General features: G+C 70.6%; 11 protein-coding genes. 4 read left to right on the top strand and 7 right to left on the bottom strand.

Annotation, left to right across the window (positions count from 1 at the left end):
* Positions 1-2: 2 nt before the first annotated feature.
* Positions 3-728, top strand: coding sequence for a PqiC family protein (locus ACFFII_RS09690; protein WP_377698676.1), 726 nt, complete (start codon positions 3-5; stop codon positions 726-728).
* A gap of 3 nt (positions 729-731) precedes the next feature.
* On the opposite strand, the gene ferA is transcribed toward ACFFII_RS09690, so the two are convergent.
* From ferA to ACFFII_RS09670, 4 genes are all read right to left on the bottom strand, one after another.
* Positions 732-1,277, bottom strand: a complete 546-nt coding sequence (gene ferA, locus ACFFII_RS09685; RefSeq protein WP_377698675.1) for a flavin reductase FerA — start codon at positions 1,275-1,277, stop codon at positions 732-734.
* Positions 1,274-2,095 carry a 3'(2'),5'-bisphosphate nucleotidase CysQ gene (locus ACFFII_RS09680; RefSeq protein ID WP_377698674.1) on the bottom strand — a complete coding sequence of 274 codons (822 nt, stop codon included), beginning with the start codon at positions 2,093-2,095 and terminating at the stop codon, positions 1,274-1,276. Before ACFFII_RS09680 ends, ferA begins: the two co-directional genes overlap by 4 nt.
* A complete protein-coding gene (locus ACFFII_RS09675) occupies positions 2,082-3,440 on the bottom strand; it encodes a TldD/PmbA family protein (RefSeq protein ID WP_377698673.1) in 1,359 nt (452 codons plus the stop codon). Before ACFFII_RS09675 ends, ACFFII_RS09680 begins: the two co-directional genes overlap by 14 nt.
* Positions 3,441-3,514: 74 nt before the next feature.
* Complete coding sequence (locus tag ACFFII_RS09670) at positions 3,515-5,173, bottom strand: DUF2125 domain-containing protein (protein ID WP_377698672.1); 1,659 nt, start codon at positions 5,171-5,173, stop codon at positions 3,515-3,517.
* An 86-nt stretch (positions 5,174-5,259) separates the two neighbouring features.
* Between ACFFII_RS09670 and ACFFII_RS09665 the strand changes: the two genes are divergently transcribed.
* The gene (locus tag ACFFII_RS09665; protein ID WP_377698671.1) at positions 5,260-5,880 is read left to right on the top strand and encodes an enoyl-CoA hydratase/isomerase family protein; all 621 of its coding nucleotides are present in this window, start codon (positions 5,260-5,262) and stop codon (positions 5,878-5,880) included.
* Positions 5,881-5,884: 4 nt separating this feature from the next.
* Here ACFFII_RS09665 and ACFFII_RS09660 read toward each other — a convergent pair whose 3' ends face one another.
* The 3 genes from ACFFII_RS09660 to ACFFII_RS09650 all read right to left on the bottom strand — a co-directional run bounded on the left by ACFFII_RS09660 (position 5,885) and on the right by ACFFII_RS09650 (position 8,169).
* Positions 5,885-6,247, bottom strand: a complete 363-nt coding sequence (locus ACFFII_RS09660) for a YbaN family protein (RefSeq protein WP_377698670.1) — start codon at positions 6,245-6,247, stop codon at positions 5,885-5,887.
* A complete protein-coding gene (ahcY, locus tag ACFFII_RS09655; protein WP_090751627.1) occupies positions 6,247-7,650 on the bottom strand; it encodes an adenosylhomocysteinase in 1,404 nt (467 codons plus the stop codon). The genes ACFFII_RS09660 and ahcY overlap by 1 nt, the downstream gene beginning before the upstream one ends.
* Positions 7,651-7,743: 93 nt before the next feature.
* Positions 7,744-8,169 carry a hypothetical protein gene (locus ACFFII_RS09650; RefSeq protein WP_090751630.1) on the bottom strand — a complete coding sequence of 142 codons (426 nt, stop codon included), beginning with the start codon at positions 8,167-8,169 and terminating at the stop codon, positions 7,744-7,746.
* Positions 8,170-8,421: 252 nt separating this feature from the next.
* On the opposite strand from ACFFII_RS09650, the gene ACFFII_RS09645 reads away from it, so the two are divergent.
* Both ACFFII_RS09645 and ACFFII_RS09640 read left to right on the top strand, forming a co-directional pair.
* Complete coding sequence (locus ACFFII_RS09645) at positions 8,422-10,314, top strand: autotransporter assembly complex protein TamA (RefSeq protein ID WP_377698669.1); 1,893 nt, start codon at positions 8,422-8,424, stop codon at positions 10,312-10,314.
* The gene (locus ACFFII_RS09640; protein WP_377698668.1) at positions 10,314-15,155 is read left to right on the top strand and encodes a translocation/assembly module TamB domain-containing protein; all 4,842 of its coding nucleotides are present in this window, start codon (positions 10,314-10,316) and stop codon (positions 15,153-15,155) included. Before ACFFII_RS09645 ends, ACFFII_RS09640 begins: the two co-directional genes overlap by 1 nt.
* Positions 15,156-15,159 lie beyond the last annotated feature (4 nt).

Here is a 15,159-nt window from a genome sequence, read left to right as displayed (position 1 = left end):
CCATGCGCCTTGCCTTCCCCCTTCTGGTCCTCGCGGCGCTGGCGGGCTGTTCCAACCCCGAGAAGACGGGCCGCTACCTGATCGATCCGCCGACGCCGCAGGCCCGCGTCGCCAACAACCTGGGCACGGCGGAACTGCGGGACGTGTCGCTGCCCGAATACGCGGCCTCGGGCGAGGTCGCCTGGCAGACGGCCGACGGCGCGGTGCGGTCGAACCCGCGCAACCTGTGGGCCGACAACCCCGAACGCGCCTTCACCCTGACCCTGGCGCGGGCGATTTCCGACATGTCGGGAGCGACGGTGATCGCCGAACCCTGGCCCCTGGCCGAGCCGCCCCGGCGCCGGGTCGAGGTGAGGGTGGAAAAGGCGCTCGCGCAGCTGGACGGGATCTATCGCCTCAGTGGGCGCTATTACGTTTCGCAGGACAGCGCGGGCGGGACCAACCATGCGCGCAGCTTCGACATCGCCGTGCCGCTGCCGGTGACGCAAGGCTCGGCCAGCAGCCTGTCGCGGGGCGGGGCACGGAGGGTCGAGGCCTCTCCGCCTGCCATCGCGGCCGCGCAGAACGCGGCCATCGCTCAGCTTGCGGCGCAGATCGCCACGCTGGGCGGCCCCGGCGGCACGATTCGCACCACGGCGCCGCAGCTTGACCCGATCTTCTCGACGCCGCTGGAACCGCTGGCGCCCTTGGAGCCGCTGCCCGAGGTCAGCATCGAGCCGCTGGGCTGAGGCTCAGCCCTCGCCCGGCTCGAAGGCCCCGAAACGGCCTGCGGCGAAGACCAGCGGGTGGTCATCCGGGCCGCCGACCGTGACCTGCGCCACGCGCCCAACCAGAACGCTGTGGTCCCCGCCCTCATGCACCGCATGGGCATGGCAGTCGAAGCGCGCCGCGACCCCCGGGATCAGCGGCGTGCCCAGCGCGGTCATGCCGAGCTCCAGCCCCTCGAACTGCGGGCCGCCGCGCGTGAAGCGCAGGCAGATGTCCAGTTGCTCGGCCCCCAGCACGTGGATCGACCAGGCCCTGGCCTGCGCGAAGATGTCATGGCGCGACGAGGACCGTGCCGGGCACCACAGCACAAGCGCCGGGTCCAGCGACACGCTGGTGAAGCTGTTGACCGTCATTCCGACCGGACCCTTCGGCCCCCCGACGGTGACAACGGTGACGCCCGTGGCGAAGCGGCCCAGCGCCTGGCGGAACAGGCGGCCGGGCTCGGTATCGGGATGAAAGCTGATGGCATCGGCCAGGCGGTCGAGCGACTCGGGCGGCAAACGGTTCATCCTGCGGCCCTTCCCGGTCCTGCCTGCGCGGGTTCTGGCGGCTCAACGTCCAGCGCCGCGATCAGTTCGTGATGCAATCCCGGCGGGGCCACGATCAGTCCGTCGCCTAGGGGCGGCATCCGGTTGAAACCCAGGGGCCGCCCGCGCCTGTCCGTGACGGTGCATCCTGCCTGCACGGCAATGAGGCTTGCCGCCGCGACGTCCCATTCCCAGACGGGCCGCATCGACAGGGTGGCGTCGAACCGCCCCTCGGCGACAAGGCACAGCCGCCAGGCGAGCGACGGCCGGAAGCTGCGCCTGATCCGGGGCACCCGGCGCCCTCGCCAGAAGGCGGGGTCCAGCGCGGCCTTGGTGGTCAGCACCTCGGCGCCCTCCAGCCGTGCCTTGCGGGGGCGGATCAGCTGGCCGTTGCGCGTGGCGGGCTGCCCGGCTGCGGCCGCATAGGTCACGCCGCGCGCGGGCTGGTGGACGACCCCCGCGACAGGTTGGCCGTCTTCCACCACGGCCACGGCCACGGCGAACCCATCTTCGCCCGAGATGAATGCGCGGGTGCCGTCGATCGGGTCGATGACGAACACGCGGGCGGCCGTCGCGCGGCGGGGGTCCTCGGGGCTTTCCTCGCTGAGCCAGCCGTAGTCGGGCCGGGCAGCGCGCAGCGCCTGTTCCAGCGCGGCATTGACGGCCAGGTCGGCCTCGGTGACCGGCCCCGCGCCTTCGTCCTTTTCCCAGTGGCGGAAGGTGCCGCGCCAATGGGCCAGCGCGATCTGTCCCGCCTTTTCGGCGGCCTGGACGATGAGCTCGAGGTCAGCTTCCGGCAACGGTCATTCCTTCGACAAGAAGGCTCGGGACGCGCAGGCTGCGCCAGTCGGGCAGGTCGCTGGCCGCCGTGATCCGCATCAGCATCTCGCGCAGGTTGCCCGCGATGGTGCATTCGTTGACGGGATAAGCGATCTCTCCGTTCTCGACCCAGAAGCCCGCCGCCCCGCGCGAATAATCCCCCGTGGTCGCGTTGATCGAGGCGCCCAGCATCGAGGTCACGACCAGCCCCCGCCCCATGTCGCGGGCCAGGTCGGCGGGCGAGGCCGTCCCCGCCGTCAGCGCCACGTTCGTCACCCCCGGCGAGGGCGGCGAGGAGGTGCCCCGCACCGCATTCGCCGTCGAGGCCATGCCCAGCTTGCGCGCGGTCGCCAGGTCCAGCGTCCAGCCCTGCAGCACGCCGCCTTCCACGATCATGCGGCACGCGGTCGGCAGCCCCTCGCCGTCAAAGGGGCGCGAGGCGCCGTGGCGCGGCAGGCGCGGGTTCTCGGTCAGGTCGAAGCCTCCCGGCAGGACCGGCTGGCCCAGGTCATTGCGCAGCCAGCTCGACCCGCGCGCCACCGCGCTGCCGTTCACGGCCGACAGCAGGTGCGAGATCAGGGTCGAGGCGACCCGCTCGTCGTAAAGGATCGGGAAGGCGCCGGTCGGGGGCTTGCGCGCGCCGCGCCGCGCCACCGTGCGTTCGCCCGCGCGGCGGCCGATCTCCTCGGGCGAAGGCAGGTCCTCGGCCCAGACGCGGCTTTCCCCGGCCCAGTCGCGTTCCATCCCCAGCCCCTCCCCGGTGATGGCGACGGTGGAAAGGCCATGGCTGCTGCGCCTGTAGCCGCCCGAAAAGCCGTTGGTGCCGGCGATCCAGCTGCGGCGGTGCATGACCGAGGCGCTGGCGGACTCGACCATGCTGATGCCCTCGACCTCCAGCGCCGCCGCCTCGGCCCGCAGGGCCAGGTCCAGCAGCGCCTCCGGCTCGGGGGCGGGCGCGCCGTCGTCCAGTTCCAGCATCGCCGGGTCCGGGTCGCGGGCAAGCTGGGCGGGATCGGCGAGCCCCACGTTGTCGTCCACGGGAGCCTCGCGCGCCATGGCCACGGCGCGCTCGGCCATCTCGCGGATCGTGCGGTCGGACCGGTCGCTGGCCGAGACACAGGCCTGCCGCCCGTTCACGATGACGCGCAGGCCGATCTCGACCCCATCGGCGCGCTCGGCATGTTCCAGCGCGCGGCTCCGTACCTCGACCGAAAGGGACTCGCCCGCGACCGCCACCGCGTCGGCCTCGGTCGCGCCCGCGGCACGGGCAGCGGCCAGCAGGGCCTCGGTCAGGGGCGCGAGATCTTCGGGCGCGGGTCGGGTCATGGAGAGGGCCTTTCCGTGGATGCGCAAAGGGGGCCGGACACTGCCCGGCCCCCGGTATTCGCCGTCAGGTGGTGTTACTTCACCTGCTGGCCATTGGCAAAGATCTGCCCGCCTTCGCGGAACTCGAACTGGCCGACCAGCGCATCGCCACCCTCGGGGGCAGGACGGGCAAAGAGCGCCAGCATCATCCGGTAGCCCGCGACCTCCTCCTGCGAGATGGCGCCCAGTTGCACCAGGCGGTCGATCAGGCCGTTCACGCCCTCGAACCGGGCCTGCACCTGGCCCACCGGCTGCTCGGGGTTGCCGCCCTCGGGCACGGACAACTCGCCCGAGGCATCCAGGCTGGCGCCCGCCGCCGCGAGGGCCAGCTTGTTGATCGACAGCTGCACCGGCTCGAAGGGGTTGGGGGTCTCGGCGGGAAGCTCGGCGCTGTCCTCGGCGGGGGCCGCGTCGGCTCCGGCCGAGGGCGCGGTGACAGGAGCCGCCGGGTCGCCCTCGGCAGCGGGGGCATCACCATGCGCGTGCGCCTCGCCGGCGGCCTCGGCCTCTTCCGCAGCCTCCATCAGCGCGGGATCGAACAGGTCCATGGTCACACGGACCAGCCCGGTAAGGTCGATGTCCAGGCTCGCCGGGTCGCGCGGCAGCACGCGGGCGCTGTCGAACATGTTCCAGACGCTGTCGGCCAGCGTCAGCCCGCCAATGGAATAGGCGAACTTGAAGGGCTGGGCCTCGGCGGCCTGCATCACCGGGAACTGCATGTCGAAGCTGGCCTCGGTCACGGTGTAGCCGACCGGCGCGGGCAGGTCGCTGACCGTCATCTCGGTTGAGGTCGAATCGAGCCCGCCCTGGTACTTCAGCCCTTCGGGACCCACGGCGACCGTGACGTCCAGCCCCTGCAGGGTGGTGTTCGCCCTGGCCGTGTCCTGCTGGCCCTGGTCGTCCGTTCCCGCGAAGTCGAGGTCCAGCCGCCCCTGCCCCGCCGACAGCGCCGCCGTCACGTCCATGCCCGCCCGCAGGGCCGTGTGCATGGCCTTGGTGATGTCCACATCCTTGGGCAGGCTGCCTGCGCTGGTGGCTTGCAGGTTTTCCAGCGAACCGTTCACCTTGATGCGTCCCGGCGCCTCGGTGCCCTCGGCATCGGCATAGTCGGCCACGATCTCCATCCGGTCGGCGGCCATGGTCGCGTCGAAGCGCATCATCTCGGCGTCGGTGATCTGCTGGCGGCTGGTGGCATTCACCAGCTTGACCGAGGCGGGAACCTCGCGCGTGCCCTCGGCCGTCTGGACCGTCTGCAGCGCCAGCGTCAACTCGCCCGAGCGGCTTTCATGGGTCATGTCGGCGGCCGTCCCGCCCGACACGATCTCGGTGTCGCGGGCGAGGAGCGAGCCGTTCAGCGTGACCTGCCCGCCCTCGGAGTCGCGGAAGGTCGCAGTCACGGGCGAGGTTTCCGCCAGCGTCGTGCGCACGCGCCCGTCGCCCGTCGCGGTCATGGTGATCTCGGGGGTGCGGAACTCGACCCTTGTGCCCTCGTCGGGCTGGGCGTAGCCCACCACCACGTCGCGCAGGGTCAGCGTCTCGCCCGCCTCGTCGCGCGCGCCCTCGGTGACGGTGTAGCCGTTCGCCTTGTAATACTCGACCCAGTTCTGCCAGACTTCCGAAGGCGTCACCTCGGCCAGCGCAGGGGCGGCGAAAGCGACGACGGCAAGGACAGAGGTGGTCGTCCGCAAGAACATGGGTCGATTCCTTCGAAGAATTACGGCGATGCGACAATAGACGGCACATCGTTGCACATCCACGCGCCGTGTCACAGGAGACAGTCTTGATCGAAACGAATTCTTCCCGCGAGGGGTTCTTCACGATCGCGTTGAACCGGCCCGACAAGGCCAATGCCCTGACCCCCGAGATGATCGTCCAGCTGATCGCGGCCCTGCGCTCGGCCGTGGACGGCGGCGCGCGGGCGATCGTGCTGACAGGCCGGGGGCGCGTCTTTTCCGCCGGCGCAGACCTGGAAGCCGCGCGGGCGGGACTTGCGACCTCGCCCTTGTGGGAAGAGCTTTCGGGCGCGATCGCCGAAGCCCCGGCGCTGACCATTGCCGCGCTGAACGGCACGGCCGCGGGGGGCGCGCTGGGGATGGTGCTGGCCTGCGACCTGCGGATCGCGGTGCCCGAGGCGCGGATCTTCTATCCGGTGATGAAGCTGGGTTTCCTGCCCCAGCCTTCGGACCCGGCGCAGCTGGCGGCACTGGCGGGGCGCTCGCGCGCGGCGATGATCCTGATGGCGGGCCAGAAGATCGAGGCCGAAACGGCGCTGGGATGGGGCCTTCTGGACCGGATCGTTCCGTCCGATGCACTGATCGAGACAGCCGGGGAACTGGCCGCCGACGCACTGAGCGCGGCGCCCGCCCACGTGGCCGGGATCAAGCGGATGATCCGCGGCTGAGGGCTCAGGGATGCGTCGGCGGGTTCGCGCGGGTCACGATGAAGACCGCCACCGCCGACAGGACCGCCACCTGCACCGCCCAGTAGGGATGGGGCAGGATGAACCAGCTGACGCAAAGTCCGATGGCCATGCTGACGCAGACGATGACCTTGACACGCGGGTCGATGGCCCGGTGTTCCTGCCAGTCCCGGATCTGGGGGCCGAACACCGGATGCGTCATCAGCATGTTGTGGAACCGCGGCGACGAGCGGTTGAAGGCGAAGGCCGCCACGATCAGGAAGGGCACGGTGGGCATGATCGGCAGCACCGTCCCGGCAAAAGCCAGGACGACGGCAAGAATCCCGATCGCACCCCAGAGAAGCCGCATCAGTAGCGGTAATGCTCCGACTTGAAGGGCCCCTCGACCGGAACGCCGATATAGTCGGCCTGGTCGGGGCGCAGCTGGGTCAGCTTGACCCCGATCTTGTCCAGGTGCAGCCGCGCGACCTTCTCGTCCAGGGCCTTGGGCAGGATATAGACGCCGGGCTGGTATTCGTCGCCCTTGGTCCACAGTTCGATCTGCGCCAGCACCTGGTTGGTGAAGCTGGCCGACATGACAAAGGACGGGTGGCCCGTGGCGTTGCCGAGGTTCAGCAGGCGGCCCTGGGACAGAAGGATGATGCGGTTGCCCGAGGGCATCTCGATCAGGTCCACCTGGTCCTTGACGTTGGTCCACTTGTGGTTGCGCAGGGCCGCGACCTGGATCTCGTTGTCGAAATGGCCGATGTTGCCGACAATGGCCATGTCCTTCATCTCGCGCATGTGCTCGATGCGGATCACGTCCTTGTTGCCGGTGGTGGTGACGAAGATGTCGGCGGTGGACACCACGTCTTCCAACAGCACGACCTCAAAGCCGTCCATCGCGGCCTGCAGCGCGCAGATCGGGTCCACTTCCGTGACCTTCACGCGCGCGCCCGCGCCGCGCAGGCTTGCGGCCGAGCCCTTGCCCACGTCGCCATAGCCGCAGACTACGGCGACCTTGCCCGCCATCATCACGTCGGTCGCGCGGCGGATGCCGTCCACGAGCGATTCCTTGCAGCCGTACTTGTTGTCGAACTTGGACTTGGTGACGCTGTCGTTCACGTTGATCGCCGGGAACGGCAGGCGGCCCTGCTTGTGCAGGTCGTACAGGCGATGGACGCCCGTCGTGGTTTCCTCGGACACACCGCGGATGGCGTCGCGCTGGCGGGCGAACCAGCCCGGCGACTGCGCGAGCCGCTTGCGGATCTGGGCGAACAGCGCCTCTTCTTCCTCGGACTGGGGCACGGCGATCAGGTCGGTCTCGCCCGCCTCGACCCGCGCGCCCAGCAGGATGTACATCGTGGCGTCGCCGCCGTCGTCAAGGATCATGTTCGCGCCTTCCGGGAACTGGAAGATGCGGTCGGTATAGGCCCAGTATTCCTCCAGCGTCTCGCCCTTGACGGCGAAGACGGGAATGCCGGCGGCGGCGATGGCCGCGGCGGCGTGATCCTGGGTGGAATAGATGTTGCAGGAGGCCCAGCGCACCTCGGCGCCCAGCGCGACCAGCGTCTCGATCAGCACGGCCGTCTGCACCGTCATGTGCAGGCTGCCCGCGATGCGCGCGCCGGTAAGCGGCCTGGCCGCGCCGAACTCCTCGCGCAGGGCCATGAGGCCCGGCATCTCGGTCTGCGCGATGTCCAGCTCCTTCCGGCCGAAATCGGCCAAACCGATGTCGCGCACGAGATAGTCTTGGGGAGCTACCTGATTCATCGAGGGCCTCGCGGGGAAATGGAACAGGGCGGCCTTGTCACAGACCGCCCTCGAAGGCAACGCAGCTTGGGTGAAACGCAGCGTTTTTCCCGCTCAACCCAAGCCGACCTTTGCGTAGAAGGCGCCGGGATCGACCCCGTCCTGGTAGCCGATGCCCGAGGCGATCACGCAATGGGTGTCGCCGCGCTCCAGAAGAACCGTCCAGGTGCCCATCATGTCCGAGCCCCAGAGCTGCGTCCCGTCGGCGCGGCGCGCCACCAGGTTCTCGTCGAACTCGGATTTCAGCGCGGTGCTGACAACGGGCGCGGCATCGCACCAGGGCAGGTTGCCGCTGGCCTCGGTTGTCTGGGCAGGCAGGCTGCGCACCAGCTCGACCACTTCGGGACCGGACATGCCGGCGACGGCGGTCCATCCGCGGACGGGCGCGTTCAGCACGGGCGAGGGGACGACGGCGGACTGGGCGGCGCCCACGGAAAGGGTCGCGGCGAGGGCGGCAAGGGCAACTCGATGGAAACGCATAGGAAGCGCCTTTCCTCAAACATCGTCAAGTAGTTTCATTTGGCTCGTGACCAAAACACCACAATCCGGGCGCAGTTCCTGATCCCTTTCGGATGGACTCTTGACAAACCCGTGAAGGCTTGCCGTGGCGGTTGTTTTTCCATCACAATCCTGCCTCGAAAAATCCGCCTGCCTTGCGGCAGAGGGTAGCAATCGCTGTCCCGTCCTGCGACACTCGGGTCAAAACAAGACATCAGGCGGCGGGCAGGGCAGATGACGAACTGGTGGAGGATGGCGGCAGCGGCCACCGCGGCGGGCTGCATGCTGGCCGGCACGGCCGCGGGGCAAAGCGGCAGCGGCTCGGGGTCGTCGGCCTCCTCGCCCTTCTCGGGGCTGCTCTCGCGCGGCGACCCGGTCGCGAACTCGCCCGTGGATCTGCAATTCCGCGTCACGACCGGGGACGAGGACCTGGAACGGCGGCTGCGCAACACCTCGCGCATCACCGGCGCGCTGGTCGAGGGACGCTATACGGCCCAGGACGTGCTGGCGGCGGCGCGCGCGGATTATTCGCGCCTGCTGGGGCTGCTTTACGACGAGGGCTTCTACGATTCGATCGTCGAGATCCGGCTGGACGGGGTCGAGGCGGCGGGGATCGCGCCCCTGGACGCGCCGGAGATCGTGCGCCAGGTGGTCGTGACCGTCGATCCGGGGCGGGCTTTCCGCTATTCGCGCGCCGAGATCGCGCCCGTCGCGCGCGGCACCGAACTGCCCGAGGATTACCGGGTGGGCGAGATTGCCCGCACTTCGGACATGCGGACGGCCGCCCGGGCCGGCGTCACCGGATGGCGCGACCAGGGCCATGCCAAGGCCGAGGTCGCCGAAACCGAGATCATCGCCGACCACGAGATCCACCGCGTCGAGAGCCGCATCGCCCTGTCCCCCGGCCCGCAGGTGCGCTTCGGCCAGTTGCGCGCGACCGGCAACCAGCGGCTTAGCACCCGCCGGCTTTACAAGATCGCGGGCTTCCCCGAGGGCGAGCGCTTCGACCCCGAAACTCTGGAGGAGGTCCGCCGCCGCCTGCGCCGCACCGGGGTCTTTTCCTCGATCACGCTGGAAGAGGCCGAGACGCTGGGCCCCGGCAACACGCTGGACGTCAACCTGACCGTGCTGGAACAGCGCCTGCGCCGGATCGGCGGGGGCTTCGAGATCAGCAGCACCGACGGGGCGCTGATCTCGGGCTACTGGATGCACCGCAACCTGCTGGGCGGGGGCGAGCGGCTGCGCGTGGACGCCGAGGCCAAGGACATCGGCTCGGGCACCTCGGGGCGCGACTACCGCCTGGGCGTGCGGATCGACCGCCCCGCGACGATCACGCCCGACATCACCGCCTCGGTCGAGGCGCGGGCCGAGCGGCTGCGCGAGGAGGACTATGACCTCGACCTGGGGGTCCTCGGCTTCGGCCTGACCTGGCTGCCCAGCGAGCGGCTGACGGGCCAGACCACGCTGGAATACCGCCGCTCGCGCGTGCGCGACGACACGGGGATCACCGATTTCGAGATTCTGGCGCTGCCGACCTCGGTCACCTGGGACCGCCGCGACGAGCCCACGGACGCTAGGCGCGGCTATTGGCTGACCGCGACGGGCACGCCCTTCTACGGGCTGAACGAGGCCGGGTCCGGCCTGCGGCTGGTGGGCGAGGGCCGCGCCTACCGCAGCTTCGGCACGGACAACCGCTTCACCCTGGCCGCGCGGGCGCGAGCCGGGTCGATCTGGGGGTCGGACATCGCCGAAACCCCGCGCGAATTCCTGTTCTATTCGGGCGGCGGCGGCTCGGTCCGGGGCCAGCCCTACGAGTCCCTCGGCGTGCGCGTGATCGAGGGGCCCGACGGCGTCACGGTCAAGACCGGCGGCATGAGCGTGGCCAACCTGACGGCCGAGGCGCGGGTGCAGGTCCGTCCGCGCATCGGCGTCGTGGCCTTTGCCGACGCGGGCCGGGTGTGGGCCGACAGCTCCTTCGAGGGGCAGACCGACTGGCACGCGGGCGCGGGTCTCGGCGTGCGCTACAACACCCCCATCGGCCCCTTGCGGCTGGACGTCGCTGGACCCGTGGGCGGCGACACCGGCGAGGGCGTGCAGCTTTACCTTGGACTGGGGCAGGCCTTCTGATGAAACAGCTTCTGGCCGCCTTGGCCCTTGTTCTTCTGCTGCCCGGCGCGCCGGTCATGGCGCAGGAACCCCCGGTTCCGCCCGCTCCCGCAGCCACCGCAGAAGCGGAAGGCGGCATCGCCGCCGGGGCCGCCGAGATTTCCGCCGAGGTCGAGGACGATCAGGGCTTCATCACCCGCTTTCTGGAACGCAACCTGTCCAGCGCCGGCCGCCAGGTCGAAATCCGGGGCTTCCAGGGGGCATTGTCCTCCCGCGCGACCTTCACCGAACTGACCATCGCCGATGACCAGGGCATCTGGATCACGCTGCGCAACGGCGCGATCCAGTGGAACCGCTCGGCGCTGTTCGCCCGGCGCATCGATATCCAGGAACTGTCGGCCGAGGAGATCCTGCTGCCCCGCCTGCCCCAGGGAGAGGGCGACGCCCGCACCCCCGAGGTGCGCGAATTCGCTCTGCCTACCCTGCCCGTCGGCATCAACATCGCCCGCATCGCGGCGGGCCGGGTCGAGTTGGGCCAGCCCGTCATCGGCGAGGCGGCCGTGGTCTCGCTCGACGGCGCGATGAACCTTGCAGGCGGCGAGGGCGCGGCGCGGCTGGCCATCAACCGCGTGGACGGCAAGCGCGGCACCTTTGCCGTGGACGCGGGCTTTTCCAACGCCACCACCGTCCTGCGGCTGGACGTGAAGCTCGACGAGGCGGAGGACGGGCTGTTCGCCAACCTCGTGGGTCTTTACGGCCGCCCGGCCGTGCAGGCCGAGATCCGGGGCGAGGGGCCGCTGCGCGATTTCATGGCCGAGGTCCGGCTGGCGACGAACGGGCAGGATCGCGTGACCGGCCGCGTCTCGGCCCGCACCGAGGCCGGACCGGACAACACCCCCGGCACCGCCTTCCGGCTGGAACTGGGCGGGGACGTCGCAAGCCTTCTGCCACCCGAGAACGCGCCCTTCTTCGGCCCCCAGTCCCAGGTGCTGGTCGAGGGCTGGCGGGGCGAGAACGGGCGGCTGTCGTTGCCGGTCCTGCTGATCGACACGGAATCGCTGAACCTGACCGGCTCGGTCACGACCAACGAGCAGGGCGCGCCGCAATCCGTGGTGCTGCTGATGTCGCTGGGCGAGGACGCGGGCGCGACCACCCTGCCCGCCCGCCTGCCCCTGCGGGGCGAGCCCATCGACGTGCAGTCGGGCAACCTGCAGATCAGCTATGACGCGGCGCAAAGCGATGCTTGGACCCTGAACGGGCGCCTGGGCGACGTGACCCGGGGGACCAACCGCATCGGCGCGCTGACGCTGGAGGGCGGCGGCTCGGTCCGGCTGGGCAACGGAGAGTTGCGGGCCGTGCTGGGCCGCATCGGCTTCGGCACCCAGGGACTTGCACTGGCCGACGCCGGGCTGCAGGCCGCGCTGGGGGCCGAGATCACCGGCGAGACCGGTTTCGACTTCACCCCCGGCAATGCGCTGGAACTGGCGGGTTTCAGCCTGTCGGGACGCGACTACGGCCTCAGCGGGGACATCCTGATCGACGGGTTGCGCTCGGGGATCACTGTTTCGGGCGAACTGGATGCGGCCTACGAGGACGTGTCGCACCTGTCCGCGCTGGCCGGGCGGCCGCTGACCGGGCAGGCCTCGGGGCGGGTCAGCGGGCTTTATACCGTGCTGACCCGCGGCTTCGACGCCGAGGTCGAGCTGAACGGCACCGACATCACCCTGGAACAGGAACAACTGGACCGCCTGCTAGCGGGCGAGGCCGCGATCACCCTCAGCGCGCGCCGCGACGAGACGGGGATCGAGATCCGCGAACTGACAGTTGACGGACAGCGGCTGACTGCGCAGGCGCAAGGGCTCGTCAGTTCGACCGCGACCGACCTGCGCGCGACGATGCGGCTGGCCAGCCTGACCGACGCCGACCCCGCGATGGCCGGCGCGCTTGAGGCCGAAGCGACGGTGACCGGCGCCCCCGGCGCGCGTCGCGTCAGCGTCTCGGGCATGGCCACGGACCTCGTACTGGGCTTCGAACAACTGGACCCGGTGCTGCAGGGCCGGACCGAGCTTCTGGCCGTCGCGCAGGAACGCGAGGGCAGCTTCGTCATTGACAGCTTCCGCCTGGCGAACCCGCAGATTGCGGCGGAAGGCAGCGGCAGCTTCGGCGAGATCCTGGACGCCACCCTCGACCTGAACATCCCCAGCCTGACCGCCCTGCGCCCCGAGATGTCGGGTGCCGTCCAGGCGACGGCCCGCGTCAGCGGCCGCGACGGCGCGCGCCTGTTTGAGGTCAGCGGCACCGGCGAGGACCTGCGGCTGGGCCAGCAGGACGTGGACGGGGCGCTGACCGGCACGACCGAGTTCCGCCTGTCCGCCGAGCAGGCATCGGACAGCCTGACCATCAACGACCTGCGCCTGACAAACCAGCAGATGCAGGCCACTGTCGCGGGCACCGTGGGCGAGAACGTCACCGACCTCAGCGGGAACCTCGACATCCGCTCGCTGGCCGCCTTCGGACGCGGCTGGCGCGGCGCGCTGCAGGTGAGCGGCAGCCTTCAGGACGACGGCAGCGGCGTCCGGCGGCTGGTAGTGGATGGCACGGGGCAGGACCTGTCGCTCGGCCAGCGCAACGTGGACGGGGTGCTGGCGGGCGAAACGCGGCTGACCCTGCGCGGCAGCCAAGCCGGCCAGCTTTTCACCATCGAGCAGGCCATCCTCGACAACCCCAGCGCGCGGGCCGACATCTCGGGCGTCATCGGGAACGGCAGCACGGATGTCAGCGGGCAGGTGGACCTGCGCGACCTGTCGGCGCTGGGACTGGGCTGGCGCGGGTCCCTCGCGGCCCAGGGCAGCTTTGCCGATGACGGCACCGGCACCCGGCGGCTGGTCGTGGACGGAACCGCGAACGACCTGTCGCTGGGGCAGGCGCAGGCCGACGCTGCGCTGGCCGGCGAAACCCGCCTGACCTTGCGCGGAGCCGAGCGCGAGGGCGTGCTGACGATTGACGAGGCCGTGGTGGACAACCCGCGCCTGAACGCCACGGCGCAGGGCACCCTGGGCGCGGGGCGGACCGACGTGACGGCGCAACTGCGCGCCGACAGCCTCGCCTTCCTAGGGCGCGGCATCGGCGGCGGGCTGAACGCAAGCGCGCGCCTGACCGACACGTCCCAAGGCCGCCGCGTCACTGCCGAAGGGACGGCCAGCGGGCTGCGGATCGGCAACGAGCAGGTGGACCGGCTGCTGTCGGGCGCCACCCGGTTCGACGCGGCCGCCACCCTGCCCCGCCAGGGCCCGATCGCCATCGAGCGGCTGAACGCGAGCAACCCGCAGCTGCGGATCAGCGCGGATGGCTCGGCCACGGCGCTGAACGTCGATGCGGGGCTGGCGAACACGGGCCTGCTGGTGCCGGGCCTGACGGGACCGGCGACCGTGACCGGCAGCGTCCGGCAGACGGGCGGCAACTACGCGCTGGACTTGGCCGCGACCGCGCCGGGCGGCACCCGCGCCACCGTGGCGGGCAGCCTGGCCGCGGATTTATCAAGCGCCGACCTCCGCGTTTCAGGCGTCAGCGACGCGGCGCTGGTGAACCCGCTGCTGCGCACGCGCTCGATCGCCGGGTCGGTGGACTTCGACCTTGCCCTGAACGGGCGCCCCGCGCTCGAGAACCTGTCGGGCCGGATCAGCCTGCCCAATGCGCGGCTAGCGGACCCCAACATCGGCCTGTCGGTCGAGAACCTGTCGGCCACGGCCGACATCGCGGGCGGGCTGATCACCGTCAATGCGACGGGGGCCATCGCGGACGGCGGCACCCTGACCGTCACCGGCCCGGTGGACCTGCGCAACGGCACGCAACTGGACCTGCAGGCGCGGCTGAACCAGGTCGTCCTGCGCGATCCCAACCTGTACGAGGCGGTTGCGGACGGCACGGTCTCGATCTCGGGCAACCCGGCCGACGGGCCGCTGGTCACGGGCGCGCTGACCTTGGGGCCGGTCGAGTTCCGCATCCCCAACACGGGCCTGGGCGGCCGGGCGATCCCCGACATCGTGCACCTGAACGACCGCCCTCCGGTCCGGGCCACCCGTGCCAAGGCGGGGCTGCTGCCCTTTCCCAGCGCCGACAGCCGCATCGCGGGCATGGTGGCGCCCCCTGCCACGCCGCCCGCGAATCCCGCGCGGCTGGACCTGACGATCAACGCGCCGAACCAGGTCTTCGTGCGCGGGCGCGGCGTGGACGCGGAACTGGGCGGGCAGATCCGCCTGACCGGCACCGCCCGCAACGTCGTGCCTATCGGCTCGCTGCAGCTGATCCGGGGGCGCGTGGACCTGCTGGGCCGCCGCTTTGACATGACCGAGGGACTGATCGAGATGCAGGGCAGCCTCGTGCCTGTTCTGCGTCTGGTTGCGCAGACGCAATCTGACGGGATCACCACCCGCATCGTCATAGACGGCGATCTGCGCGACCCCGAGATCACCTTCCAGTCCGACCCCGAGTTGCCCGAGGAAGAGGTGCTGTCGCAGCTGCTGTTCGGGCGCGGCCTTGAAACCATCTCGCCCCTGCAGGCGGCGCAGCTGGCCAATGCCGTGGCTGTGCTGGCGGGACGGGGTGGCGAGGGGCTGGTCGGCAACCTGCGCAACGCCGCCGGGCTGGACGATCTGGACCTGACCACGGACGACGAGGGCAACGTCTCGGTCCGTGCCGGGCGCTACCTGTCGCGCAACCTTTACAGCGACGTTTCGGTGGATGCCGACGGCAAGTCCCGGATCAACCTCAACCTGGACGTGAACGACGCGATCACGGCGCGCGGCTCGGTCGCCAGCGACGGCGAAAGCACGCTGGGGGTCTTCTACGAGCGCGATTACTGAGGCG

It is taken from the genome of Paracoccus niistensis (genome assembly GCF_042432925.1).
GTDB lineage: Bacteria > Pseudomonadota > Alphaproteobacteria > Rhodobacterales > Rhodobacteraceae > Paracoccus > Paracoccus niistensis.
The sequence above is the reverse complement of the archived record's forward strand: the minus strand, read 5'-3'. Positions and strand labels throughout refer to the sequence as shown.

Excerpts from the sequence above, each read along its gene's own strand:
- ACFFII_RS09640 (WP_377698668.1), top strand. The coding sequence starts at position 10,314 with ATGAAACAGCTTCTGGCCGCCTTGGCCCTTGTTCTTCTGCTGCCCGGC.
- ferA (WP_377698675.1), bottom strand. The coding sequence starts at position 1,277 with ATGAACCGTTTGCCGCCCGAGTCGCTCGACCGCCTGGCCGATGCCATC.
- ACFFII_RS09690 (WP_377698676.1), top strand. The coding sequence starts at position 3 with ATGCGCCTTGCCTTCCCCCTTCTGGTCCTCGCGGCGCTGGCGGGCTGT.
- ahcY (WP_090751627.1), bottom strand. The coding sequence starts at position 7,650 with ATGAATCAGGTAGCTCCCCAAGACTATCTCGTGCGCGACATCGGTTTG.
- ACFFII_RS09670 (WP_377698672.1), bottom strand. The coding sequence starts at position 5,173 with ATGTTCTTGCGGACGACCACCTCTGTCCTTGCCGTCGTCGCTTTCGCC.
- ACFFII_RS09645 (WP_377698669.1), top strand. The coding sequence starts at position 8,422 with ATGACGAACTGGTGGAGGATGGCGGCAGCGGCCACCGCGGCGGGCTGC.
- ACFFII_RS09650 (WP_090751630.1), bottom strand. The coding sequence starts at position 8,169 with ATGCGTTTCCATCGAGTTGCCCTTGCCGCCCTCGCCGCGACCCTTTCC.
- ACFFII_RS09675 (WP_377698673.1), bottom strand. The coding sequence starts at position 3,440 with ATGACCCGACCCGCGCCCGAAGATCTCGCGCCCCTGACCGAGGCCCTG.
- ACFFII_RS09660 (WP_377698670.1), bottom strand. The coding sequence starts at position 6,247 with ATGCGGCTTCTCTGGGGTGCGATCGGGATTCTTGCCGTCGTCCTGGCT.